The following is a 21,740-nucleotide window of genomic DNA, read 5'->3' on the forward strand; positions in this document are numbered from 1 at the left end:
GCCTTCCCCTGGAACTTCCCGGCCCACTGAGACGTGCCCGGAGGCGCGGCGGTTTCGTCGGTGATCCGTTGGGGCGGCGGGAAGCTCGAGGGGCAGCCGTGACCCTCTTCAGCACACTCCGGGCGCCCAGCGTTCTGCACGATGTGTGCCTGAAACCTGACAAACCGTGACGCGTATGCGGCGGTTCGTCCACAGGGGCAAACAGACCGTTGATATGACCGCCCGCACCGGAGTAGCGTGCTCAGCGTGACGGCCCCCCAGTCCACTGCCAGCACCCCTGTGCTCAGCCACGGCCCCAACCCCTACGGACCCGACCGCCCCGGCCACCACCGCGGAGCACACCCCGCCAGCCCCGGGCACCCGACCCGCCTGCCCGAACCCGCCCCACCCCCCACCGGGAACCCCCGGTGACCCCGCCGCTCAGCCGCCCCCGCCTCCTCGGCTTCGGCGTGGGCTCGGTCGGCACGGGTGTCTTCTCCGCCCTGCCCGGCCTACTGCTCCTCTACTACCTCACCGACATCCTCGGCGTCGCCGCCGGCCTCGCCGGGCTCGTCATCGTCCTGCCCAAGGTGTGGGACGTGATCGTCAGCCCCGTCATCGGCACGGCCAGTGACCGCGAGGCGGTCATCACCGGCAGACGCGCCCGGCTGATGCTCACCGGCGCGCTCCTGCTGCCGCTGCTGTTCGCCGCGATGTTCGCCGCCCCCACCACCTCCCCTGCCCTGTCGGCGCTGTGGGTGACCCTCGCGTTCGTCCTCGCCACCACCGCCTTCTCGCTGTTCCAGGTCCCCTACGTGGCCCTGCCAGCCGAGATCTCACCCCGCCGCGACCAGCGCGCCCGCGCCATGGCCTGGCGGGTCGTCTGCCTGACCCTGGGCATCCTGGCCGCGGGCGGGCTCGCCCCCGCCGTGGTCGGGGCGGCCGGCGGCGGCCGGACCGGACACGTGGTGATGGGCGCGGTCATGGGTGCGGTGCTGCTCCTGGCCATGGCCACGGCCACGGCCAGCACCCGGTGGATCGCCAGCCGCCCCGGTCCCAACCCCCTCGGACCCGTCGCCGCGTTCCGGGCCGCACGCGGGAACAAGGCGTTCTTCGCCCTCGCCGCCACCTTCTCCGTCCAGTCACTGGCCGTGGCCGTGATGCTCGCGGGCGCCCCCTACATCGCCACCTACCGGCTGGGCGACTACGCACTGACCTCCGCCATGTTCGCCTGCGTGGTCGGCCCCAGCATGGTGGCCGTCCCCGCCTGGGCCGCGGCGGCGAGGAGGTTCGGAACGGTGCGGTGCTTCCTCGTCGCGCTGGCCGCCATGGTGGCCACCGCCGCCGCGCTCTTCCCGGTGGTCAACACCGAGTACGTCCCGGCCGTGCTCGCCCTGACCGGCATGGTGGGCATCTGCTACACCGCGTTCCAACTCCTGCCGCTGACCCTGCTGCCCGAGACCGTGCGCGACGACGCCGACCGCAGCGGCCAGGCCCAGTCCGGCACCTTCACCGGGGTGTGGACCGCCGCCGAGACCGGCGCCATGGCCCTCGGCCCCGGGCTGTTCGCCCTGGTCCTGAGCCTGGCGTCGTTCCGCTCTTCGGACCCGGAGACCGTGGTGACCCAGCCGGCGAGCGCGCTCACCGGCCTGACCGCCGGGTTCACCCTCGTGCCCGCCGTCCTGTTCCTGGTGAGCCTGCCGTTCCTGCTCACCTTCCAGCACCTGGTCGGGCTGCCACGGACCGCCGCTGAGGAGGAGAACCGCGATGCCGTATGAACCGTCGCCGCCGTACCCCGGAACACGGGGACAAGGTCTCCCAGAAAGAGGCCGCTCCACCGAGGACCTGCTCGCCGAACTCTCCCGCCTCCGGGAGGGCGACCTCCCCGTGCGCGACGGCCGGGTAGCCGCCTACGTGTACGACCCCGGGCGGCCAGAGGTCCGCGAGGCCGGTCACCGCGCCTACCTGGAGATGCTGGAGGTCAACGGGCTGGATCCGACCGCGTTCCCGAGCTCCGTCGCCCTGGAGCGGCAGGTCGTCGGGGCCGTGGCCCACGCCCTGGGCGGGGACGCCTCGACCCCCGGGATCTTCACCAGCGGCGGGACCGAGTCGATCATGCTCGCGGTCAAGGCGGCGCGCGACACCCGAGGGACCAGGGACAACGCTTCCGGACCCGACGGCTTCGGTACCCGGGGTGGCGGTGCCGACCGTGGTCAGATCGTCCTGCCGGTGACCGCGCACCCCGCCTTCCACAAGGCAGCGCACTACCTCGGCCTGGACACGGTGAGCATGCCGGTCGATCCGCACACGCTGCGCGCCGAGCCCTCCTCCTACGCGGCGGCGATCGGGCCGCACACCCTCATGGTGGTGGCGTCGGCGCCCTCGTACCCGCACGGGGTGCTGGACCCGGTCGGGGAGATCGCCGCCCTGGCGGCCGAAAGCGGCGTGCTCTGCCACGTGGACGCGTGCGTGGGCGGGTGGGTCCTTCCCTGGCTGGACGGGGTGGCGCCCTTCGACCTGTCCGTCCCCGGGGTCACATCCCTCTCCTGTGACCTGCACAAGTACGGGTACGCGCCCAAGGGGGCCTCGGTCGTGCTGTTCGCCGACCAGGCGCTGCGCCGTGGCGCCTACTACGCGAGCGCGGACTGGCCCGGGTACACGGTGATCAACTCGACCGTGCAGAGCAGCAAGGGCGCGGGCCCCCTCGCCGGGGCCTGGGCGACCCTCATGGCGCTCGGCGCCTCCGGCTACCGCGAGTTGGCGGCCGAGGCGATGACCGCGGCCCGCCGCCTGCGCGAGGGGGTCGAAGACATCCCGCAGCTGCGCGTCCTCGGCGCGCCGGACGCGCCCTTGGTGGCGCTCGCTTCCGCCTCCGCGGACCTGGACGTGTTCGTTCTCGCCGACCGTGTGGCCGCTCGGGGGTGGTTCCTGCAGCCGCAGCTGTCGTATGCCGGGATCCCGCCCAACCTGCACCTGACCTTGACCGGGGTCTCGCTGGCCGGAGTGGACACACTGCTCGGCGTGCTGGCGCAGGGCGCCAAGGACGCGGAAGGGGTCCGCCCGGAGGTTCCCGAAGGGCTCGCGGAGGTCATCGAGGGCCTGGACCTGGCTGCCCTCGACGACCGGGGCTTCGTCGAACTCCTGGGCTCCGTGGGAGTGGAACTCGGCGGCCCCGGCGGCTCGGGGATGTCCGTGGTCAACAGCGTTCTCGACAGCCTGTCCCCAGCTACCCGCGAGGCGCTCCTGGTGCGCTTCCTGTCCGCCTTGAACTCCCCGCACGCCGACCGTTGACCTCAGCCAATATTGAGGTCCTAGGTTGAGGCTCCGGACGGACGAGAGTCCGAAGCAACCACGGGAGGAGTTCTCATGATCGTCAGCTGGGCCTACCTGTACCTGCACCCCGGCACCGATCCGGTCACCGACCGCACCGTGATCGACCGCGCAGGCCATCGGACCACCCTGGTTCCGGTCCCCGACACCGCTGTCGCACCGAAGACCGCCGCCTTCCTGGCCGAGGAAGGCGCCCAACTCATCGAACTCTGCGGCGGCTTCGGCCTGGAAGCGGCCGCCCAGGTGCGGGCGGCCGTCCCCGACGGCGTACCGGTCGGCCAGATGGTCTTCGCCTCCGACTCGGTCCCATCGGCTGCGGCCTTCAGCCAGGCCGCGTCTTCCTGACTAGACCCGGTCCGCGGGAAACCCGCCGGTCGCCACGGGACCCCACCGCTCGGGGGTGACACGCACCAGTGCCTTGCCCTGGCGGCGCATCGCCTCCCGGTACTCGTCCCAGTCGGGGTGCTCGCCCGAGATCACCCGGAAGTACTCGACGAGGTGCTCGACGGCCTCCTCGCCGTCGAGCACCTCGGCCGTTCCGTCCACCTGCACCCAGGGCCCGTCGAAGTCGTCCGAGAGAACGACGACGCTCACCCGCGGATCCTTGCGGGCGTTACGGGCCTTCGCCCGCTCGGGGTACGTGGAGACCACGATGCGGCCCTCGACGTCGACCCCGCACACCACCGGCGACGTCTGCGGGCCGCCGTCCGCCCGCCTGGTGGTCAGAAGTGCTTTGTTCCGGGGCCGGAGGAACTCCAGGAGCCCCTCCAGGTCGACCTTGGTGTTGGTAGCGATGTTGGGTGCCATGCGTCCGCTTCCTCAGGAGGTGGTGCAGAAGGGCCGCCAGGCTATCGGCGCCCCGGCCCGGGAAGGAAGCGAAACCACCGCCCGTGCCGGCATCGGCATGCTGGCGGACGGGTGGTTCCTTCCGTGGTCGAACGGGGGTGACTAGGCTTACGGGAGACCGCGAACGCAGCGAGCAGGGGAGCGAGCATGCCCGAGATCGCCGACCGCTACGCGCGCCTGGCCGATGAGTTCACCAGAACCGTTGCCGCCGTTCCCCCGGACCGCTGGCAGAGCCCGTCCCCGTGTGCGGGCTGGACCGCACTCGACGTGGTACGGCACGTCGTCGACTCCCACGTCATGCAGCTGGGACTGGCCGACCGGGGACCGGGCGCGGGGCCCTCGGTCGACGAGGACCCGCTCGGAGCCGTACAGGCCGTGAAAGCGTCGGTGCACGCCGACCTGGAGGATCCCGAGCGGGCCGCCGCAACCGTCCAGGGTCCGGCCGGCCAGACCGTGTTCGAGCAGTCGATCGACACCTTCCTGAACTTCGACCTCGTCATCCACCGGTGGGACCTGGCCCGGGCCGCCGGACTCGACGAGCGGATCGCCAAGAGCGATGTGCACTGGGCGGCCGGTGTGGCGGAGTCGTTCGGCGGTTTCATCCGCGCCGACGGGGTCTGCGGCCCGGAGCAGACTCCCCCGCCCGGATCCGACGAGCAGACCAGGATGCTCGCCTACGTGGGGCGCCAAGCCTGGTAACGACTCCCACGCCGCGTGGACGCCGGGCGCTGATTCGAATGTCCGCCTTCGGGTAGCCGGACCGGTAACAGTAGTCACTTCCTGGTGCCGCGTACCCGCAAACGCGGAAGGCGCTTCGATCACAGAAGTGGACCGAGATCCGCCGCGGGCCACTGAGACGCCACGCGGTACAGGTGTTCCACGGGAGGGCCCCGCCCCATGCCGCACCAGCACGAACGAAGGATCCGAGGTCCCGGCACCGCTGAGACGGCGCGCCTGGTTTCCTCCGTCCTGTTACCGACCCTGGCGCGCGGCGCGGTCGTCCGCCGTCCACTGTGGGAAGGCCTGGCCGACCGCGCCGGGGTCGACCGCAGCATCGTCTCGACTCTGCGGGAGTTCCGGGAGTGCCACGGGGACGATCCGCTCCCCCTGCGGTTCGCAGGTCGTGACTGGGCCCTGGTCCTCGACCCCGGGGACGCCCGGCAGCTGCTCCGGCAGACCCCGGACCCGTTCTCGCCCGGCGGAAGGGAGAAGGGCGGCGCACTCTGTCACTTCCAACCCCACGGCGCTCTGATCTCGGACCACGACCGGCGGCCCGGACGCCGGGAGGCCAGTACGGACGCTCTGGCGTTCGGCCGCGTCGTCCACCCCAACGGAGACGTGATCGCCCAGCAGGCCGACGCCGAGGCGCGGGCCCTCGTGACCGCACTGCGCAACGCCGGCCCCCAGGGCCCGGTACTGACCTGGACGCGCTTCGCGGAGACGTTCGACGCCTTGGCGCGCAGAGTGGTCTTCGGTCCATTCGCGGCCCGTGACCGCCGGACGACCGAGCTGCTGTACAAGCTGCGCCAACGGGCCAACTGGTCCTACCTGGCTCCGGTCGACCGCACTTCGCGGGAGAGGTTTCTCGACCGCTTGCACGAGAACATCCTGCGAGCCGAACCCGGGAGTCTGGCAGCCGGCCTCCCCGCAGGCCCGGCCGCACAGGGACCGACCACACAGCGCCGAGCCGTGGGCCGGGTCGCGGACGTGGCCGCACAGGAACCCGGACTCCACCCGGAAAGCCAGGCCGCCCACTGGCTGTTCGCCTTCGACGCGGCCGCCATCGCCACATACCGGGCGCTGGCGCTGTTGACCGCACGGGGGCCGGAGACCGAGGAGGCGCGCGAGGAAGCACGGACACGCGAAGGGCTGGATCTGCCGCTGCTCCGGGCCACTCTGCGCGAGTCGGTACGCCTGTGGCCGACCACACTGGTGGTGATCCGGGAGGGCACCCGGAAGACCTTCTGGCGCCAGGGAGTGATCGAGGAGGGCACGACCTTCATGGTCATGAGCTCCTACTTCCACCGGGACACCGCACGGCTGCCGTACGCCGACGCGTTCGCACCGCGGATCTGGATCGACGGCCGGGCCGAGCGCGAACCCGGGATCCTTCCGTTCAGCTACGGCCCCGCCGGATGCCCCGCCACGGATCTCGTGCCCTTCACCGCCTCGCTGTTCCTGCGGTCCCTACTGCGTGCGGGGCGGCCGCACCGGGCCGACCGCGGCGATCCCCTGCGGGCTTACGACCTGCCCGCCTCACTGAACCACTTCGCCTTGCGCTTCTCGTTCTCCCAGGGGTTCCAAGACGAAAGATGAGGACCCATGAGTGTCGTCGGTCAGATGCTGTACACCCACCCCAACGACCCGCAGGGGGTGGGCCGGAAGCTCCGCGCCTGCGTCGAGGCGTGCGAGCAGTGCACCCAGGTCTGCGCCGTGTGCGCGGACGCATGCCTGGCGGAGGACTCGGTGGCCGGGCTCGTCTCCTGCATCCGCACTGAACTGGACTGTGCCGAACTCTGCCGTACGACGCAGCGGATCCTCCTCCGGCAGACCGCCCAGAAGGACCAGTTCGTCGCGGCCACCGTCGAAGCGTGCGCCCAGGCATGTGAGAGGTGCGCTGAGGAGTGCGAGAAGCACCCCGGCCACGAGCACTGCCGCGTGTGCGCGGAGGTGTGCCGACGGTGCGCACAGGCGTGCCGCGAGCTCCTCGCGTCCCTGTGAACAGGCCGGCCCCGGCCGCACAGGTGCATGGGGACCGTCGAGCAGTGCGTTCCAGGAGCCGAAGACAACAGGCCCGACTCGTGAAGGGAGCGAACCATGGAGTGGCCGACACTCGGCTGGTTGATCGGGTCGCTGGGGGCCATCGCCGTCCCGGTCGTCGTGATCTTCATCGTGCTGTGGATCATCCGCCGGGAGACGATCAGGAAACAGGACGCCGTCCGCTCACCGGAGTACTGGGAAGAAGAGCCGGACGGCCGCAAGTATCCGACCGGATGGCATCCGACTCCGGGGCCGATCAGCCCCGGGCAGGGCGCTCAGAGTGACGGTCCACCCGGGGAGGGGCAGCCGGAGCCGGAACGTGAGGACCCGTCCTCCGAGGGAGGCGGCACGGACGACCCCCGGCAGGGCCCTCCGCCATGACCTGAACCCGGGCTCTTGATAGCCGGGGTACGGGTAGCCCACGTGGTGTGGACCCGGTCGTACCCATGCTGGCCAGCGCCGTTGAGCACCTGCCCACCGGCGGGGCATGGTGTACGAACCCAAGTGGGACGGGTTCCGGTGCACCGCGCGGGACGGTCCGGTACTGATGCACTCCAAGGCCCGGAGGCCGCTGCACAAGCGCTGGCCGGCGATCGCTTCGGGTCTCGGGGAGCAGCTCCCCGACGGCGTGCCGGTTGACGGAGGGATCATCCGCTGGTCGGAAGAGGGCCGTCTCGGCTTCGGCGCTCTTCTGCGCCGCAACTCAGCCGCCCCTTCCCGCGTTCGAGCACTCGCTCGGTCCGAGCCCTGCCACTACGTGGTCTTCGACCTGCTCAGGGTCGGTGACCGGGATATAGCGCACCGGGCCCTGTCCCACCGCCGCCGGGAGCTGGAGCACCTCATGGCCCGGGTGGTCCAGCCGTAGCCGCTCACCCTGGGATGGCAGACCGGCAACCCCGAAGTCGCCCTGCAGTGGTGGACGGAGATGCCCGTGGTCGGTGTCGAGGGCGTCATGGTCAAGGACACCCGCCGCTCCTACCGGCCCGGGCGCCGGGACTTGCGCAAGTTCAAGCACCGCGTCACGGCCGAGGCTGGTCGCGGGCGGTTGTGTCGGTCAGGCACGCAGCCCACAGGCCCTGATCCCGGGCCGGTTCGGCCCCGACACGGGAGACCTGCGGGTGGTGGGGCGCACCAAGGACCTGTCCCCTGGGCAGTCCGAGAAGCTCGGTGCGCTACTGCGCGAAGCAGGCGGCGACCACCCGTGGCCCAGCACCCTCGCCCCCGGTTGGGGGCAGGACCGCCAGGCCTACACGCGGGTGGAGCCCACTGTCGTGGTGGAGTTGGCCCCGGACACCGCCCAGGCGTCGGGCCGGTGGCGGCACCTGGTCCCCTATGTCCGCGCCCGCCCCGACCCGACACCGGAGAAGGTGCCGACAGGCCTGGACACGGAGGCGGGTTGACCACCTACCCCGCGCGGGAGACGGCGTCGGCCAACTGGCCCCTGGTCATCTTCGACCGGCCGGGCACTCCCAGCTCCTTGGCCTGCCGCATCAGCTCCGTCTTCGTGGGCGGATCGTCGGACTGGCGCGGTTTCGGCGCCTGTCCGCCCTTCCTGCCGCCACCCTCCTGGCTCCGGCGCTTCCTGCCCGCACGTCCCTGGCGGCGTTCCTGGAGGGACTTGCGCAGCGCGTCGTCCAGGGCGACGACCTTGTCCTTCTCTGCGGGTTCCTCTTCTTCGTAGCTGAACTTTCGCCCCTCGGCCTTGGCCTCGATGAGCTCCTCCAACCGCTCCTCGCAGGTATCCGTGCAGGCCTCGGGCTCCCACTCCGCGGCCATCGCCTCGATCAGCTGGGTGGCGAGTTTCAGCTCTCCATCGTCCACGCCGCCTGTCGGAGGACGGAGCACGTGCTCGGTTTCACGGACCTCGTCCGACCAGTACAGGGTGGAAGCGGTCAGCACACCGCGCTACGGAGTGACGAGGACGAGGTGTTCCCGGGCGCGCAAGACCATGCGGCCCAGGCCCGCCCGACCCGAGTCCCGCAAGGCCGTGAGCAGGAGCCGGTACGGCTTCGCCGAGGACTTGTCCGGGCCGGGGTAGTAGGTGGCCGCAAACCACAGCGGGTCGACTTCCGAGCCGTCGACGAACCCGCTGACCTCCATGGTCTTGGACCGGCTGGGCTGGATGCTCTCGAGCTCATCCGGTTCCAGGACCACGTACTCGTCCCGGTCGGGGCCGTACTTGGCGCCCCGGACGACGTCGGACTGGTCGACGGGTTCCTCGGTGTCTTCGTTCACCCGCCGGTATCGGACACGGGCATTGGTGTCACGGACGAACTGCTGCATGCGCGGGCCGTGCCTCTCACGGGCGGAGAACATGCGCACGCCCACGCTGACCAGTCCGAAGCTGAGTGTTCCGGTCCACACGGGATCGGCCACAGCCTCACCCCCACTCCAGTCTGGGGGCCGTCCGCACAACGGGGGCGCAAAGGCCGACAAAGCAAGACACCCCGGTCTCGGCGGGACCACCCCCGCGGGCGCGGGGGTCAGGTACCTGACCTGGAAACCTACCAGCGCCCACCGCGGGACCCGCGTCCACCCGGAGACACCACCATCCTGGCGGAGGACCACCCTTACTGAGCAGACTTCAACCGGGTGATCCGGCGTCTGTCCCCTCCGTGACGATCAGTTCCTTGAGCACCGAGATGAAGGTTCGTTCGGCAGGAGAGCACTCGTGCTCCTCGCGGCGTGCGAGCAGTACTCGCCTGATCGGAGCGTCCGCACCGAGCGAGATGACGCGGACGTCCGGATGTTTGAGCGCCAACGCACTACGCGGCACCATCAGCACACCCATGCCCACGCTGACCATCGCCTGCGCCTCTTGGTAGTCGTTGACATACATCGCGACGGACGGGCGGAACCGTGCACTCGTCGCGGCCCTCTCCAGGACGCCCATGGCGGGGTGGTTTCCGGCACGCACTATCCACGGCTCGTCCCGGAACTCCTCGAGCGGAACTTCGCCCCGGCCGGCGAAGGGATGGTCCTTGGCAACGATGACCACCGACTCCTCCTCGTAGAGTTCCTCGGTCTGCACTACGTCGGCGCTGACCGGCTCCCACGGGTAGTCCCAGATGAGGGCCATGTGGGTCTTTCCCCGTTGGAGGTCCTCGATCAGCCCTTCGAAGCGTGCGCTTCTGACTTTCAGGTGCACTTCCGGGCGCTCGTGCGTGAATGTCTCTATGACTCTGGGCAGGAACGAAGCAGCGAGGGTGGGAAACGATCCGATCACGAGCGTCCCGTTGCGCCCTTCGGCGACTTCCGTCAGGTCCACCTGAGCGGCGTCCAACTGCGTGAACACTTTGCGCGCATGCGTTGCCAGAACGCGGCCAGCATCGGTGGGAACCACTCCGCGACTGTGCCTGCGCAGAAGTGGTTGACCAATTTCTTTTTCAAGCTTCTTCAATTGCTGCGAAACTGCCGATGGCGTGTATTGAAGCTCTTCGGCGGCCTGGGTCACGGACTCCAGATCTATTACGCGCAAAAGAATGGAAAGCCTGTGCAGGTTGACCATGATCAGCCAGTATATCATCCGAGCCACTGACCAGCGAGAACCGACTTAAGAACCTCTACAGACCAGTGAAGAAACTGTACATTGTCGGACCCCTCACTACTGGGCTAGACTGCGCCCACTTGTAAACAATACAAGAACATGACGTAAACGCATGACCCTCGATGCTGTGCGGGTCGGCTCGCCCTTCGCGTGTTGATCGTCGTTCGATCGTCAGTCCTCGGAAAGCCTTCCATCGCCATCAGATGAGCGGAACAAGGTGCAATAGTGAGAGATATTTCCAGAAGAAGTCTTTTAATGGGCGGCGCTATGGGGGGAGCTGTTCTGGCTCTACCGGCCTGCGCGCCCCCACAGGCTCACTTCGCCCCGACCGGCAGGGGGATTGTCGATGTGATCGTCCCCTACGCGAGCGGTGGAGGAGCCGACAACTGGGCACGCTTCATATCCCCTCACATCGCAGGTGCACTCGACGGAGTGGACCGCTTCCAGATCGAGAATGTCCCGGGCGGTGAATCGGTGACAGGAACCAACGCGTACGTCGACAACGGCGTGAATGACGGCAATCAGATCCTCGTCTCCTCCGGTACCACATATTTCAATGGCATCCTGGAACGCGAGAACGTCCGTTACGACTTCTCTCAGCTGGTACCACTCGCGCTCAACGGCATGGGTTCGGCCCTGTGCTCGAACAGGGCCAGCGGGATCCGCACCGTGGAGGATCTCCTCGAGCGGGGCCGTGACGCCACTTTCGGGGGGATCTCAGCCTCCGGTCTCGACCTGGTTCCGATCCTCGCCCTCGAGGTGCTCGGTGGCACAGTCACCAGCGTCTTCGGGTTCGAAGGCAGCGGTGAGGTGCGCCTGGCGAGGGAACGCGGGGAGATCGACGTGGACTTCCAGTCAGCGTCGACGTACCTGGGACAGATCGTTCCGCTCGTGGAAGAGGAGGAGGCGTTCCCCCTCTTCACAGTGGGCATGCTCCAGGACGGCGAGATCGGCCGTGATCCCGCCGTCCCGGACGTTCCGACCCTCGAAGAGGTCTACCGGGACATCCACGGCGATGACCCCGGCGGACCCGCCTACGACGCCTACCACTCGTTCGTGAGCGCAGGCTTCTTCTACCAGCGCGGGTTCTGGTCGAACCCTGGCACGAGTGAACAGGTGATCGACGCCTACGCGACGGCCGTCGACTCCCTCAATGCCGACGAGGAGTTCCTCGAACAATCTAGAAGCGCCCTCGGCGGCTATCAGCTTGTCGCAGGCAAGGAGAACCAGGAGAGAATCCGGGATTCGCTCTCCGTCGACAGGAAAAGTCTCGAATTCGCCCGGACCTTCCTCATCGAAGAGCACGGCGCAGTGCTCGACTGAACGGAGATACCCCCTCATGCTCGACTCAGCCCTGACTGCGCTGTCAAGCTTCGCCGATCCCACCATGCTCCTTTACCTGGCAGCAGGCACCATAGTGGGCCTGATCGTCGGTGTCATTCCAGGCCTTGGCGGGACTGGCGCGGTCGCAGTTCTCATTCCGTTCGTTTTCGTCCTCGAACCGAACCAGGCCATCGCGATGATCATCGGAGCGGTGGCGGTCGTGCACACCTCCGACGTCATCACTTCCGTGGTCCTGGGCATCCCCGGCTCGGCGGCCGCGTCCGTGTTCCTCCTCGACGGACACAAAATGGCGCAGAGGGGTCAGGCGAGCCGCGCTCTCTCGATAAGCTTCATCGCCTCGACGATCGGTGGCCTCATCGGAATCGTCGCACTCACCCTCGTCATTCCCGTGGCACGTCCGCTTGTGAGCGCGTTCGGCTCCCCGGAGATCTTCGTGCTAATCGTCCTCGGCATCTATCTCACCGCCGTGCTGTCGCAGGGAAACCTGGTCAAAGGCCTGATGCTCGCAGTATTCGGCCTGGTACTCGGCCTCGTCGGGCCCTCTCCGGTCTCGGCTGAGTACCGCTACGCGTTCGGGTCGGAGTACCTGATGGACGGGGTCGGCTTGGTCGCTGCCGCCCTGGGCATCTTTGGCGTCGCCGAGATCATCCACCTGGTCGCGAAGCGCTCCGCGATCGCCGACAAATCCATGTCGCTCGGATCGGGCTGGGCCAGGGGAGCACGCGACGTGGTCACGCACAGGGGCGAGGTACTGCGCGGGTCACTGGTGGGTGTAGGAGCCGGAATCATTCCCGGGCTGGGCGGCACAGCCGGAGCCTGGCTGGCGTACGGGCAGGCCAAGGCAATGGCTGCCAGAAAGAAGAACACTCAGTTCGGCAACGGCGACCCGCGCGGGGTTATCGCCCCTTCGGCCGCGAGCAATGGCATCGAGTCCGGCTCCCTGATTCCGACCCTGTTGTTCGGAGTCCCTGGTGCGGCTCCGTTCGCGCTGTTGCTTGGTGTCCTGCTCATCTTCGGCATCCAGCCGGGGCCGGATCTCATCACCCAGCAACTCGACGTCGTCTACTTCATCGTCTGGTCGTTCGCCATCGCCAGTGTCCTGGGGGCGGTCCTGGCGTTCTTCATGTCCCGTCCGCTGGCCAAACTGAGCTTCGTGCGCTTCCCCGTGCTCGCCGCCGCCCTCATTCCGGTGCTCTTCATGAGCGGCTTCCAGGAGCCCATCAACCTCAACGTCTTCTACACGATGCTCCTGCTAGGACTGATCGGTTGGCTGTGCAAGATCACTGACGTCCCCCGCGCCCCGTTCCTGATCTCGTACGTACTGGCGATCCCACTCGAACGCTATTACTTCATCACGGTCTCCATCTTCGAACCGTCGGAGTGGCTTTCCCGGCCCTTCGTCGTTACCGTCGTGCTACTTCTAGTTGGCACCACGGCTTATTCGATTATCAAACACGTTCGCCGGAGCAAAGTCTTGGCCGCTGACGGCGGGGACCAAACCGAGACGCCGGAGACCACGGTCATGAAGGTGCCCCCTTTCGTCCACCTGATCGTCAGCGTCACGGCGTTGCTCTTCTTTATCGCGGCGGTCGCTTTCTCCCTTGGCTTCTCCGATGTCGGCCGCCTGTTCCCCCTCGTGGTGGGAAGCATCGGCATTCTAATCTGTGCCGTTGCCATTTACAAGGACATGGGACTTGTGCGATCCGCAGGCGGAATGGGAAGGATTGAAGGCGTGTTTCGCGAGGAACTGCGCACCGTGGCCGTGTCATTTCTATGGATGCTGGGCTACGTGTGGCTCGTCTTCCTCTTCGGGATGTACGTGGGCACCGGCATCTTCGCACTCGCTTTCCTACTGGCGGTTGCGAGGACGAGGATTCTTTCTACCCTCCTGTACATGACTGGAATCGTGGCGGCGCTCTGGGCACTGGTCGAATACGGGCAGCTCATGCTCCCGCGAGGGTGGTTCCTCTAACGCCACGACAAAATCTTCCGAACCCTCCGTTTCTGCACTCCCGAACCAAAAAGGAACCAAGTTGTCGTACACATTCAGCGAACTGGTAGAGACAATCTCGATCTATTTCCAGAGGAACGGGGTTCCGTCGCCGGCCGCTGACGACACCGCATGGGTTCTCACCACCGCCGAGGCGCTCGGCCTCAAGACCCACGGCGCTGTCAGAGCCCTCGAATATGTCAGAAGGATCGAGTTGGGCGGGATGGACCCGGTGAACCCGGAGGTCGTCGGCTCCACCGGTTCCGTCTCGCTCGTCGATGCCCGCAACGGCCTCGGGCCAGCGGCGACAATGGTGGCCACCCGCCACGTGCGGGACGCGGCCGCGGAGTCGGGGATCGCGATGGCGTTCGTACGCCACTCCAACCACTTCGGTCCGGCGATGCCGTACTCCATCCTTCTCGCGGAGGCGGGCATCGCGAGCTATGTCGCTTCGAATGCCAGTTCCACGATGGCAGCTTGGGGTGGCACCACTCCGGTCATCGGCAACTCACCGTTCGGTTGGGGGCTACCCGCAGGGAGCGGTGGCCGACCGATCTTCGTCGATATGGCGTTGAGCCAGGTGGCCCGGGCGAAGATCAGGCAGGCGCAACTGGAGAACCGCCCTCTCCCGGAGAGCTGGGCGACAGACGTGAAGGGCCAGCCGACCTCCGACCCGGCCGAGGCGCTCAAGGGCCTGTTGCAGCCGATGGGCGGACACAAGGGTTTCGGTCTCTCTGTCGCCGTCGACTTCTTCGCAGGTGTGCTGAGCGGATCGGCGTATTCGGACACGGTGCGCAGCTGGAGTGCGGACCCGGGTGCCGAGTCCGACCTCGGGCACTTCGTCATCGGCGTGAACCTGGATGCGGTCCGACGGTTCACACCGGACCTCGATGAGAGGATCAGCGATTTCCAGCGGCGGTTGCTCGCGGATGGCGACACCGCTGATGTGCGGCTACCGGGACAGCGTGAATACGACTCCTACGCTCGCTCGCGCGAATCCCACTCCATCAAGGTAGACGAGGAAGTGGTATCGGAGCTGACCTCCGTGGCCACTGCCTGACACACCAACCGTGGATCCCGCCCGTCCCAGGACCTGTACGAGCCCCTCGGATGACCGCGCGAACCCGGTAGCCACGGATGGCATGCCGTGAGTGGGGCATAACCCGGGCCCTGTTCTGTGCTGGCTGTGGTGGAGGCTCTGGCTTCGTGTCGAGATCGCTTGCGTTGACCGAAGCGAATGGGCTCTCCCACGACGGGCGAGAACGCGGCCAAAGCCTCACCCTCCTTGCCCGAGCGGTGGGAGGGCCGGGCGACGCCAGACTGCATGGTGGATCAGTCGTCGGCGCCACGAGTAACGGACGGAGCCAGGTCACGCGGAGCCCTCTTCACCCCCATGCGCTTCGGGAAGTGCGTACGAGAGGACTCATCGGGACCGGGCGCGGGCCGCAGCCGCGGGGATCTACCAGTCCAGCCCGGGAGCAGGAAAGGCATCAGTCCCACAGCAGGCGGCCATTGAAACGGTCACCTCAGGCGGTCGGGCGCCCGTACCGTGGTTCAGGAAGCAGCAGCCCAGGAACGCGAGCAGCACGAGGGGACCATCCCCGCGTGCGCAGGGAGCAGGCTCCTTGAGCTGGAAGCTCACCAGCGACAAGCGCTCGTTTCTCCAACTCCTTGAACTCCAGACATAAACACCATTTCCCCAAAAAACACTGAAAAAGAACAACTAGGCAAAAGACGCTATATTAACCCCATAGGAAGACTTGCCACTCGGCATTCGGGTAGGTTAACGTGCTCAACTCGCGGTGCCTGGTGCCCCGCATCGCAGCTCCGGCAGCTCCGTCTGCCACTTCGACACAGTCGTCCGCTGCGGTGGAGGACGAGGAGGAACGGAAGGCACTGCAGTAGCGCTCGATCGACGGGTGCATCGGTGGATTCCTGCAATTCTCAGCTGGGCTGTCGGAGGAAATCCTTCAGCAACGCGGAAGAACTCACTGGGGAGAGGGCATCTCCGCATGCGTGCGTGAAGATTGTGCGGTGTAGCGCGACCTACGGCTTCCCCTCAAGTTTGCCGCTGCGGGTAGCTATCTCGGTGTGGACCATCGAGAGATCGTCATCGCCAGAGAAGGCGCCCCGGGCGGCCACCGCGATCCCCGCCGCAGGGCCGACTGGCACTGAACCGCAAGGATGCGGCGCCAACCGATCTCCGTCAGGTTCGCGGACCTGGTGAAGGTGTGTGATGACTACTTCGGGGAGCCGCGCAGACGGGGAACCTCTCATCGGGTCTACCGGATTCCTTGGCCGGGAGACCCGCGGGTCAACATTCAGAATGACCACGGGCAGGCCAAGGCCTACCAGGTGCGACAGGTGCTCGCCGCGATCGCGCAGCTGAAGGAGGAGCGGTGAACCGATCGGAACACTACGCCTACCGGGTCCGGTGGTCAGCCGAGGACGAGGCCTATGTGGGGACGGTCGCGGAGTTCCCTCCCCTCTCCTGGGTTGCCCCGGTGAGCACCGATGCGTTCACCGGAATCAGGGAGCTCGCCGCGGACACCGTCGACGACATGCTGGCATCGGACGAGCAGCCACCCGCGCCTATCGCGGAGCGGGACTACTCGGGCAAGTTTCAGGTCCGGGTCCCACCGGAGCTGCACAGACAACTGGCGATCGAGGCGGCGGAACAGAATGTGTCATTGAACCGGCTCGCCACCCTTCGCCTGGCCTTGTGCGCGGGCCCGACCCATTTCTCCAGCCAGGGTTGACAGCTCACCCGAGACGGAGGCGGTGCCAGGGGTCCTGAGATACGTCGAGCGGCACAACAGGGATGGCACCCCATCATCCCACCGGAATAAGGCCCGCGGACTCGGGGCATCTGGACCGCACCGCGCAGGGGCAGGGCGCCGGGGTCGGGGCAGTCCCCGCGGGCGCGGGGAGCAACTTCTCTACCTGGGTAATTACCGGTGGCAAGGGATGGATTTTTCCGACTTCTCAGAAGTCGGACACCGGCAACCCCCTATGCGGGCGATTCCTTATGCCCTTCACCGGCCTACCCTATTGGCTGACCTGCGGAAAAGGCCACCCCCGGGTGGATCGGGAATGGCCTTTCCGGTTAATTCCCGGCCGCGTCCAGCAGGACATCGACCAGGCGCTCGGCCGCGTCCGGCCTGCCGTGGGAGCGGGCCTGGTCGGCGATGGACTCGCGCTTGGCGGGGTCGTCCAGCAGGGGCTCGACCGCCGCTTGCAGGTTCTGCGGGGTGACCTCGTCCAGGAGTGCGACGGCCGCACCGGATTCCTGCAGGTGGCGGGCGTTGTGTGCCTGCTCGTTGCCCGCGGAGGACGCCAGGGGGATGAACACCGCGGCCTTGCCGAGGGCGGTGAGTTCGGCGATGGTTCCGGCGCCGCTGCGGGAGATCACGACGTCGGCGAGGGCCAGCACGTCGGGGAGCTCGGGGCCGACGAAGGCGGTGAGGTGGTAGCGCTCGGCCAACCCCGGCGGCAGGTTCCGGGCACTCTCCCGCAGCCCTTCGAGGTTGGCCGAACCGCACTGGTGGACGACGTTGGCCCTGGCGAGGAGCCAGGGCAGAATCCCCGCGACGTTGTCGTTGATCTGCGCCGAACCCTGGGCGCCGCCTGTGATGTAGACGGTGGGCAGCTTCGGGTCGTGCCCGTCGAAGCCCAGGCCCTTGGCGGCCAGGTGGGGCTGTCCGGTGAGGACCTCCGGGCGGACCGGGTTTCCGGTCACCACGGCGTCGTCCTGGGCGGACTCCGGCAGCAGTTCCACGGAGGACTCCGCGGACACGGCGATCTGGGCACCGGCGCGGGCGAGGACCTTGTTGGCCAGGCCGAGGCGGACCGTCTGCTCGTGGACCACGAGCGGGCGTCGGCACATCCGGGCGGCGAGGCCGACGGGCACGGCGACGTAGCCGCCGGTGGCCAGGACCACGTCCGGAGTGAAGTCGGAGACGAGCCTGCGGGCCTGCATGACGCCGCGGGGGACGTTGGCCATGTCCTTGACGTTGGCCGGGGATACGAGCTTGATCGGGTTCTTGGACCGGCGGATCTTTCCGGTTGCCACGTCGGCGAAGTCGATGTCGTTGGCGGTGGCGACCCGCTCTTCAAGGCTGCTCTCCGCACCCACCCACAGCACCTCCAAGGTGTTGCCGGTCGACTCCAACCGGGCTCGCAGTGCGTTGACTGCGGTCAGCGCGGGGTAGGTGTGGCCGCCCGTTCCCCCTCCGGTCACGATCAGGCGCAGGTCCCGGGGCGAGCGGTCGTCGGTGCTGTTCACGCGTGTCCCATCTGGCAGCCCGCGGATGGTCCGCGGACGGGAGAAATGGTCAGGATGAGGGCCAGCGACTGGCGGGGGGAATCATGGCCCAAGAGCACGGTAGCCGCGTTCGGGAGCCCTTGGCACCAGTGCTCGGGGCGAACCGGGGCAATTCCCCGATCGATCCCCTGGTCACACGGCTCCGTTGTGGCCCAGAGCCCGAAGGAGTGTGGTGCGCCGCGCCCGGTGGACCTCTTCCTCGGACAGCGCTCCTTCCCCGCTCTCGACCACCGTGGCGTGACCGATCGCGATGACGGCCGCGACCAGCCAGTCGACCGGCATCCCGTCATCGAACTCCCCGCTGCGCTGACCGCGCCCGATCACCCGCCTGAGCCGGTCGGCGGTCGGCCCGTGCCGAACGGTGTCGGCCCGCGCCCCCTCGGCCGATGACTCCCCTCCCCCCGGCCCCGCGGCCCCGTCGGCCTTCGTTCCGGCCCAGTGCATCAGGTTCGGGTACCGTCCGGCGGTCCTCGCGGCAGCGTCGACCAGCCGCAGCAGCGCGTCGGCGGCGGGCCCGGAGTCGAGGTCGGCGGCGTCCATCGCGGCCACGGCCTCCTCGGTGACGCGGTCGAGGGCCGCCGACAGGAGCTTGGCCCGGGAGGGGAAGTGGGCGTAGACGGTCTGCCTGGTCACCCCGGCCTCGGCCGCGACGGCGTCCATCTTGGCGTCGGGCCGGTCGTTGAGCAGGCGGATCGCGGCGTCGAGGATCGCGGACCGGCTTCGCCGTGCGTCGGCTCGGCGGTTCGGGGTCGAGATTGGCGACATCTCTTACACCTTGTCAAAGTTGAGCGGAGCACATATCTTACAGCTTGTCAGAGTTAAGCGTTCGCATGCGCCTTGAGGGGCCAGGAGGTAGGAGGCACTATGAGCCCGTACAACGGGACCGATCCCGGGCAGTTCATCGTCGACTTCTTCGGCGGGTTCGAGCGCGCGGTCACCGACACCGAGGAGGAGCTCGGCACGATCGTCGACCGGTTCCACACATCGGACATGGTGCAGTACGCCGACGGGCACCGGATGGACCGGGCCAAGCTCATCGCGCACCTGCGCCCCGTACGAAAGAAGAAGCCCAGGTCCCGGCTGGAGGTGCACGAGGCCACCGCCGACGGCGACCTGCTCGCCGCCCGCTACACCATGCACGTGGTGCGAAGCGGGCGCTCGTTCTCGATCGACGTGCACTACTTCGGGAGGTTCGCCCCCGACGGCCGTCTGCGCGAGGCCCACCAGCTCACCCGCATGGAGAAGAACCCCGCGGGGGCAAGGGACAACGGCAAAGAGAGCGCGGAGGTGCCGGCGTGACTGAGCAGACCTACACCGTGGCCGGCATGGCCTGCGAGCACTGCGAGAGCTTCGTGACCGAGGAACTGGAGGGCGTCACCGGTGTCACCGCGGTCGCCGTGGACGTGGAACGGGGTCTGGTGACCGTGACCAGCGAGCGGGCGTTGGAGGTCGCCGAGGTCCGCGCCGCGGTCGAGGAGGCCGGTGTGGAGCTCGCCGCCCAGGACCACTGAGCGCCACCGCCGAACCGGCCGCCCCGCAGCCTTGCCTACCCGCCTACTCCCGGCGGTCTCCATAGGCGGACAGGAAGATCCGGACGCTCTCCGCGGCGTTGGCGCGGAGCTCCTCGGGAGCGGGGATGGCCTGGTCTCCGAGGAGCATGGCCCGGTTGACGGGTTCGGACATCACCAGCCAGTTGAATCGGGAGGCCGCGTGGCGGGGGTCGGACACCGCGAGGCGCCCTGAGGAGGAGAGCTCTTCGAAGATCCGGGTGAGGTTGTCGATGGCCCGCCCGGGGCCGTGGTGGTAGAGGGCCTGGGCGAGTTCGGGGAAGCGGGGCACCTCGCCGATAACCAGGCGCCGCACCCGCATCAGACGCGAGGTGAGCACCACGGTGAGCTGGCGGTGGGCGTAGTCGGTGAGGTAGGCGGCGATGTCCTCGCCGGCGGCGGGCGCGGGGTGTACGTGGACGAGGTCGCCGGCCCCGGTCGTCATGTGCGTGACGATCTCGACGAACAGGTTCTCCTTGCTGCCGAAGTGCTTGTACACGGTCTGTTTGGACACCCCGGAGCGCGCGGCGATCTCGTCCATGCTGGTGCCCAGGTAGCTGTCCCGGAGGAAGACGTCCTCAGCAGCCTCCAGGATCGCCCGCCTCTTGCGTTCGGACCGGCTCTCCACCGGTTGGTTCACCATGTGCTCCTCGTTCTTGGTTGACTCTTGGGTACTGTACCGTCTAGTTTTTTAGCCTGGGAGTACTGGACGGTCCAGTTTGATTCCATGAGGTTTCCGGAGGCGGTCATGCACCTTCAGTTCGCCGAACTCCCCGTGTCCGACCAGGACCGGGCGAAGACCTTCTACACCGAGAAGCTCGGCTGCCGCGTGGTCGCCGACGCACCCATGGGCGACGACGGATGGCGGTGGATCGAGCTCGGGTTCGAGGGCGCCGACACCGCGCTGCACTTCGTTCCCCGAGCGGACGAGAAGCCCTCCCCCGGCCCCGTGCTGGTGCTGGTCGAGGACGACGTCCGGGGCACCGTCGAGTCCCTGCGCGCCAAGGGCGTGGAGATCGTCACCGAACCCGAGGAGGCCTCCTACATGCCGGGGGTCACCGTGGCTGAGTTCCGTGACAGCGAGGGCAACCGCATGGTCCTCAGCGAGAGGTTGGGGTAACCGCCATGGCAGCACGCACAGCCGACGAACGCTCCCTGCGAGTGCCCGGCGCCCGCATCCACCACGAGGTCCGGGGTTCGGGCCCGCTCCTGCTCCTGGTCCCCGGCGGGCCGCAGGACGCCGGGGTGCTGGCCGACCTGGGCCGACGCCTGGCCGACCGGTACACCACCGTGGCCTACGACCCCCGGGGCAACTCGCGCAGCGTCCTGGACACCGCCCCCGAGAACCCGGCCCACGAGAATCCGGCCGCCGAGGACCAGGCCCCTGAGAACCAAGGGGACCAGCGGCTCGACGTGCACGCCGACGACGCCGCACGCTTCATCCGCGCTCTCGGCGGCGGCCCCGCGCACGTCTTCGGCACCAGCGGCGGCGCCCAGATCGCGCTCGCGCTGGCCGCCCGGAGCCCCGAACTGGTGCGCACCGTCGTGGCCCACGAGCCCTCGTGCGTGATGCTCCTCGACGACCCGTCCGAGGCCCTCGCCCGCGACCGGGGGGTCCACGAGACCTGCCTGCGGGAGGGCGTGGAGGCGGAATGGCCCTCTTCTTCGGTGTCGCCGGCATGGACGGCCCCGACGAGGGCTCCCCGAGCTCCGACGGGCCCGGGCGCGGGTCCGACCCGGCTGAGGACGACGCTCCCCCGGAGATGAGCGAGGAGGACGCCGCGACGTTCGAGCGGGTCGGCGGGAACTTCGCGTACTTCCTCGCCCACGGCCTGCTGCCGCTCTCGCTGTACCGCCCGGACACGGCCGCCCTGCGGCGGAACGGGACCCGGGTGGCCGTTGCCCTGGGTGAAGGGTCAGCCGGCCAGGACATCCACGCCATGGGTTCGGCCCTGGCCCGGGACCTGGGGATCGATCCGGTCGCCTTCCCCGGGGACCACCTGGGATACGAGGCCGCACCCGAGGCCTTCACCGCAGCCCTGCGCCGCGTGCTCGCCGAAGGCTGAGCCTCCC

General features: G+C 68.2%; 26 protein-coding genes and 1 pseudogene. 19 read left to right on the forward strand and 8 right to left on the reverse strand.

Annotation, left to right across the window (positions count from 1 at the left end):
- Positions 1 to 362: 362 nt before the first annotated feature.
- The 3 genes and pseudogenes from ACYVD1_RS01865 to ACYVD1_RS01875 all read left to right on the forward strand — a co-directional run.
- Positions 363 to 1,757, forward strand: a pseudogene (locus ACYVD1_RS01865) (MFS transporter); the annotation flags it as partial.
- Positions 1,747 to 3,270, forward strand: a complete 1,524-nt coding sequence (locus ACYVD1_RS01870; protein ID WP_460766824.1) for a pyridoxal phosphate-dependent decarboxylase family protein — start codon at positions 1,747 to 1,749, stop codon at positions 3,268 to 3,270. The pseudogene ACYVD1_RS01865 and the gene ACYVD1_RS01870, both read left to right, overlap by 11 nt.
- 75 nt (positions 3,271 to 3,345) lie before the next feature.
- Positions 3,346 to 3,654 (forward strand): DUF6506 family protein, encoded by a 309-nt coding sequence (locus tag ACYVD1_RS01875; protein WP_460766827.1) that lies wholly within the window; start codon positions 3,346 to 3,348, stop codon positions 3,652 to 3,654.
- On the opposite strand, the gene ACYVD1_RS01880 is transcribed toward ACYVD1_RS01875, so the two are convergent.
- The gene (locus tag ACYVD1_RS01880; protein ID WP_460766831.1) at positions 3,655 to 4,116 is read right to left on the reverse strand and encodes a PPOX class F420-dependent oxidoreductase; all 462 of its coding nucleotides are present in this window, start codon (positions 4,114 to 4,116) and stop codon (positions 3,655 to 3,657) included.
- Positions 4,117 to 4,302: 186 nt separating this feature from the next.
- Here ACYVD1_RS01880 and ACYVD1_RS01885 point away from each other — a divergent pair, with 186 nt between their 5' ends.
- The 6 genes from ACYVD1_RS01885 (at position 4,303) to ACYVD1_RS01910 (ending at position 8,315) form a co-directional block, all read left to right on the forward strand.
- Positions 4,303 to 4,854 (forward strand): TIGR03086 family metal-binding protein, encoded by a 552-nt coding sequence (locus ACYVD1_RS01885; protein ID WP_460766834.1) that lies wholly within the window; start codon positions 4,303 to 4,305, stop codon positions 4,852 to 4,854.
- A gap of 198 nt (positions 4,855 to 5,052) precedes the next feature.
- A complete protein-coding gene (locus ACYVD1_RS01890) occupies positions 5,053 to 6,471 on the forward strand; it encodes a cytochrome P450 (protein WP_460766838.1) in 1,419 nt (472 codons plus the stop codon).
- Between the two features lie 6 nt (positions 6,472 to 6,477).
- Entirely contained in the window at positions 6,478 to 6,876 is a 399-nt protein-coding gene (locus ACYVD1_RS01895; RefSeq protein WP_460766841.1) for a four-helix bundle copper-binding protein, read from the forward strand.
- 96 nt (positions 6,877 to 6,972) lie between these two features.
- Positions 6,973 to 7,296, forward strand: coding sequence for a hypothetical protein (locus ACYVD1_RS01900; RefSeq protein WP_460766845.1), 324 nt, complete (start codon positions 6,973 to 6,975; stop codon positions 7,294 to 7,296).
- Positions 7,297 to 7,402: 106 nt separating this feature from the next.
- The gene (locus tag ACYVD1_RS01905) at positions 7,403 to 7,780 is read left to right on the forward strand and encodes an ATP-dependent DNA ligase (protein WP_460766847.1); all 378 of its coding nucleotides are present in this window, start codon (positions 7,403 to 7,405) and stop codon (positions 7,778 to 7,780) included.
- Between the two features lie 256 nt (positions 7,781 to 8,036).
- A complete protein-coding gene (locus ACYVD1_RS01910; protein WP_460766849.1) occupies positions 8,037 to 8,315 on the forward strand; it encodes a hypothetical protein in 279 nt (92 codons plus the stop codon).
- Between the two features lie 4 nt (positions 8,316 to 8,319).
- On the opposite strand, the gene ACYVD1_RS01915 is transcribed toward ACYVD1_RS01910, so the two are convergent.
- The 3 genes from ACYVD1_RS01915 to ACYVD1_RS01925 all read right to left on the reverse strand — a co-directional run bounded on the left by ACYVD1_RS01915 (position 8,320) and on the right by ACYVD1_RS01925 (position 10,423).
- A complete protein-coding gene (locus ACYVD1_RS01915; RefSeq protein ID WP_460766852.1) occupies positions 8,320 to 8,814 on the reverse strand; it encodes a hypothetical protein in 495 nt (164 codons plus the stop codon).
- A 6-nt stretch (positions 8,815 to 8,820) separates the two neighbouring features.
- The gene (gene ku, locus ACYVD1_RS01920) at positions 8,821 to 9,291 is read right to left on the reverse strand and encodes a non-homologous end joining protein Ku (protein WP_460766856.1); all 471 of its coding nucleotides are present in this window, start codon (positions 9,289 to 9,291) and stop codon (positions 8,821 to 8,823) included.
- A 208-nt stretch (positions 9,292 to 9,499) separates the two neighbouring features.
- Positions 9,500 to 10,423: a LysR family transcriptional regulator gene (locus ACYVD1_RS01925; protein WP_460766858.1), complete on the reverse strand. Its 924-nt coding sequence runs from the start codon at positions 10,421 to 10,423 to the stop codon at positions 9,500 to 9,502.
- A 387-nt stretch (positions 10,424 to 10,810) separates the two neighbouring features.
- Here ACYVD1_RS01925 and ACYVD1_RS01930 point away from each other — a divergent pair, with 387 nt between their 5' ends.
- The 3 genes from ACYVD1_RS01930 to ACYVD1_RS01940 all read left to right on the forward strand — a co-directional run bounded on the left by ACYVD1_RS01930 (position 10,811) and on the right by ACYVD1_RS01940 (position 14,856).
- On the forward strand, positions 10,811 to 11,785 hold the full coding sequence (locus ACYVD1_RS01930; protein WP_460766860.1) for a type 2 periplasmic-binding domain-containing protein: 975 nt from the start codon (positions 10,811 to 10,813) through the stop codon (positions 11,783 to 11,785).
- A 16-nt stretch (positions 11,786 to 11,801) separates the two neighbouring features.
- On the forward strand, positions 11,802 to 13,778 hold the full coding sequence (locus tag ACYVD1_RS01935) for a tripartite tricarboxylate transporter permease (protein WP_460766862.1): 1,977 nt from the start codon (positions 11,802 to 11,804) through the stop codon (positions 13,776 to 13,778).
- A 61-nt stretch (positions 13,779 to 13,839) separates the two neighbouring features.
- The gene (locus ACYVD1_RS01940; RefSeq protein ID WP_460766868.1) at positions 13,840 to 14,856 is read left to right on the forward strand and encodes an Ldh family oxidoreductase; all 1,017 of its coding nucleotides are present in this window, start codon (positions 13,840 to 13,842) and stop codon (positions 14,854 to 14,856) included.
- 682 nt (positions 14,857 to 15,538) lie between these two features.
- Here the strand turns inward: ACYVD1_RS01940 and ACYVD1_RS01945 are convergent.
- Complete coding sequence (locus tag ACYVD1_RS01945) at positions 15,539 to 15,721, reverse strand: DUF397 domain-containing protein (RefSeq protein WP_460766873.1); 183 nt, start codon at positions 15,719 to 15,721, stop codon at positions 15,539 to 15,541.
- Between the two features lie 259 nt (positions 15,722 to 15,980).
- Between ACYVD1_RS01945 and ACYVD1_RS01950 the strand changes: the two genes are divergently transcribed.
- The gene (locus ACYVD1_RS01950; protein WP_460766880.1) at positions 15,981 to 16,199 is read left to right on the forward strand and encodes a toxin HicA; all 219 of its coding nucleotides are present in this window, start codon (positions 15,981 to 15,983) and stop codon (positions 16,197 to 16,199) included.
- Positions 16,196 to 16,555, forward strand: a complete 360-nt coding sequence (locus tag ACYVD1_RS01955) for a type II toxin-antitoxin system HicB family antitoxin (protein ID WP_460766886.1) — start codon at positions 16,196 to 16,198, stop codon at positions 16,553 to 16,555. The genes ACYVD1_RS01950 and ACYVD1_RS01955 overlap by 4 nt, the downstream gene beginning before the upstream one ends.
- A gap of 347 nt (positions 16,556 to 16,902) precedes the next feature.
- On the opposite strand, the gene ACYVD1_RS01960 is transcribed toward ACYVD1_RS01955, so the two are convergent.
- Complete coding sequence (locus ACYVD1_RS01960) at positions 16,903 to 18,081, reverse strand: UDP-N-acetylglucosamine--N-acetylmuramyl-(pentapeptide) pyrophosphoryl-undecaprenol N-acetylglucosamine transferase (RefSeq protein WP_460766891.1); 1,179 nt, start codon at positions 18,079 to 18,081, stop codon at positions 16,903 to 16,905.
- A gap of 171 nt (positions 18,082 to 18,252) precedes the next feature.
- Positions 18,253 to 18,885 (reverse strand): TetR/AcrR family transcriptional regulator, encoded by a 633-nt coding sequence (locus ACYVD1_RS01965; protein WP_460766898.1) that lies wholly within the window; start codon positions 18,883 to 18,885, stop codon positions 18,253 to 18,255.
- A 99-nt stretch (positions 18,886 to 18,984) separates the two neighbouring features.
- Between ACYVD1_RS01965 and ACYVD1_RS01970 the strand changes: the two genes are divergently transcribed.
- Together ACYVD1_RS01970 and ACYVD1_RS01975 are read left to right on the forward strand one after the other, a co-directional pair.
- Positions 18,985 to 19,419 (forward strand): nuclear transport factor 2 family protein, encoded by a 435-nt coding sequence (locus ACYVD1_RS01970; RefSeq protein ID WP_460766906.1) that lies wholly within the window; start codon positions 18,985 to 18,987, stop codon positions 19,417 to 19,419.
- Positions 19,416 to 19,631, forward strand: a complete 216-nt coding sequence (locus tag ACYVD1_RS01975; protein ID WP_460766911.1) for a heavy-metal-associated domain-containing protein — start codon at positions 19,416 to 19,418, stop codon at positions 19,629 to 19,631. The genes ACYVD1_RS01970 and ACYVD1_RS01975 overlap by 4 nt, the downstream gene beginning before the upstream one ends.
- Before the next feature lie 43 nt (positions 19,632 to 19,674).
- Here the strand turns inward: ACYVD1_RS01975 and ACYVD1_RS01980 are convergent, their stop codons facing one another.
- On the reverse strand, positions 19,675 to 20,310 hold the full coding sequence (locus tag ACYVD1_RS01980) for a TetR/AcrR family transcriptional regulator (protein WP_460766917.1): 636 nt from the start codon (positions 20,308 to 20,310) through the stop codon (positions 19,675 to 19,677).
- A gap of 105 nt (positions 20,311 to 20,415) precedes the next feature.
- Here ACYVD1_RS01980 and ACYVD1_RS01985 point away from each other — a divergent pair, with 105 nt between their 5' ends.
- From ACYVD1_RS01985 to ACYVD1_RS01995, 3 genes are read left to right on the forward strand one after another with little or no spacing between them, the layout of a single operon-like run.
- Positions 20,416 to 20,787, forward strand: coding sequence for a VOC family protein (locus ACYVD1_RS01985; RefSeq protein WP_460767379.1), 372 nt, complete (start codon positions 20,416 to 20,418; stop codon positions 20,785 to 20,787).
- 5 nt (positions 20,788 to 20,792) lie between these two features.
- A complete protein-coding gene (locus tag ACYVD1_RS01990; RefSeq protein ID WP_460766923.1) occupies positions 20,793 to 21,434 on the forward strand; it encodes an alpha/beta fold hydrolase in 642 nt (213 codons plus the stop codon).
- Positions 21,431 to 21,733: a hypothetical protein gene (locus ACYVD1_RS01995; RefSeq protein WP_460766927.1), complete on the forward strand. Its 303-nt coding sequence runs from the start codon at positions 21,431 to 21,433 to the stop codon at positions 21,731 to 21,733. Before ACYVD1_RS01990 ends, ACYVD1_RS01995 begins: the two co-directional genes overlap by 4 nt.
- The last annotated feature ends 7 nt before the right edge of the window (positions 21,734 to 21,740 follow it).

The sequence above is a fragment of the Nocardiopsis nanhaiensis genome (assembly GCF_054778635.1).

Bases quoted from the DNA above. Each gene is read 5' to 3' on its own strand.
- ACYVD1_RS01885 (WP_460766834.1), top strand. From the start codon at position 4,303: ATGCCCGAGATCGCCGACCGCTACGCGCGCCTGGCCGATGAGTTCACC.
- ACYVD1_RS01870 (WP_460766824.1), top strand. From the start codon at position 1,747: ATGCCGTATGAACCGTCGCCGCCGTACCCCGGAACACGGGGACAAGGT.
- ACYVD1_RS01950 (WP_460766880.1), top strand. From the start codon at position 15,981: ATGCGGCGCCAACCGATCTCCGTCAGGTTCGCGGACCTGGTGAAGGTG.
- ACYVD1_RS01985 (WP_460767379.1), top strand. From the start codon at position 20,416: ATGCACCTTCAGTTCGCCGAACTCCCCGTGTCCGACCAGGACCGGGCG.
- ACYVD1_RS01935 (WP_460766862.1), top strand. From the start codon at position 11,802: ATGCTCGACTCAGCCCTGACTGCGCTGTCAAGCTTCGCCGATCCCACC.
- ACYVD1_RS01995 (WP_460766927.1), top strand. From the start codon at position 21,431: ATGAGCGAGGAGGACGCCGCGACGTTCGAGCGGGTCGGCGGGAACTTC.
- ACYVD1_RS01970 (WP_460766906.1), top strand. From the start codon at position 18,985: ATGAGCCCGTACAACGGGACCGATCCCGGGCAGTTCATCGTCGACTTC.
- ACYVD1_RS01880 (WP_460766831.1), bottom strand. From the start codon at position 4,116: ATGGCACCCAACATCGCTACCAACACCAAGGTCGACCTGGAGGGGCTC.
- ACYVD1_RS01900 (WP_460766845.1), top strand. From the start codon at position 6,973: ATGGAGTGGCCGACACTCGGCTGGTTGATCGGGTCGCTGGGGGCCATC.
- ACYVD1_RS01990 (WP_460766923.1), top strand. From the start codon at position 20,793: ATGGCAGCACGCACAGCCGACGAACGCTCCCTGCGAGTGCCCGGCGCC.
- ACYVD1_RS01905 (WP_460766847.1), top strand. From the start codon at position 7,403: ATGGTGTACGAACCCAAGTGGGACGGGTTCCGGTGCACCGCGCGGGAC.
- ACYVD1_RS01965 (WP_460766898.1), bottom strand. From the start codon at position 18,885: ATGTCGCCAATCTCGACCCCGAACCGCCGAGCCGACGCACGGCGAAGC.
- ACYVD1_RS01890 (WP_460766838.1), top strand. From the start codon at position 5,053: ATGCCGCACCAGCACGAACGAAGGATCCGAGGTCCCGGCACCGCTGAG.
- ACYVD1_RS01945 (WP_460766873.1), bottom strand. From the start codon at position 15,721: ATGCACCCGTCGATCGAGCGCTACTGCAGTGCCTTCCGTTCCTCCTCG.
- ACYVD1_RS01925 (WP_460766858.1), bottom strand. From the start codon at position 10,423: ATGGTCAACCTGCACAGGCTTTCCATTCTTTTGCGCGTAATAGATCTG.
- ACYVD1_RS01980 (WP_460766917.1), bottom strand. From the start codon at position 20,310: ATGGTGAACCAACCGGTGGAGAGCCGGTCCGAACGCAAGAGGCGGGCG.
- ACYVD1_RS01895 (WP_460766841.1), top strand. From the start codon at position 6,478: ATGAGTGTCGTCGGTCAGATGCTGTACACCCACCCCAACGACCCGCAG.
- ACYVD1_RS01875 (WP_460766827.1), top strand. From the start codon at position 3,346: ATGATCGTCAGCTGGGCCTACCTGTACCTGCACCCCGGCACCGATCCG.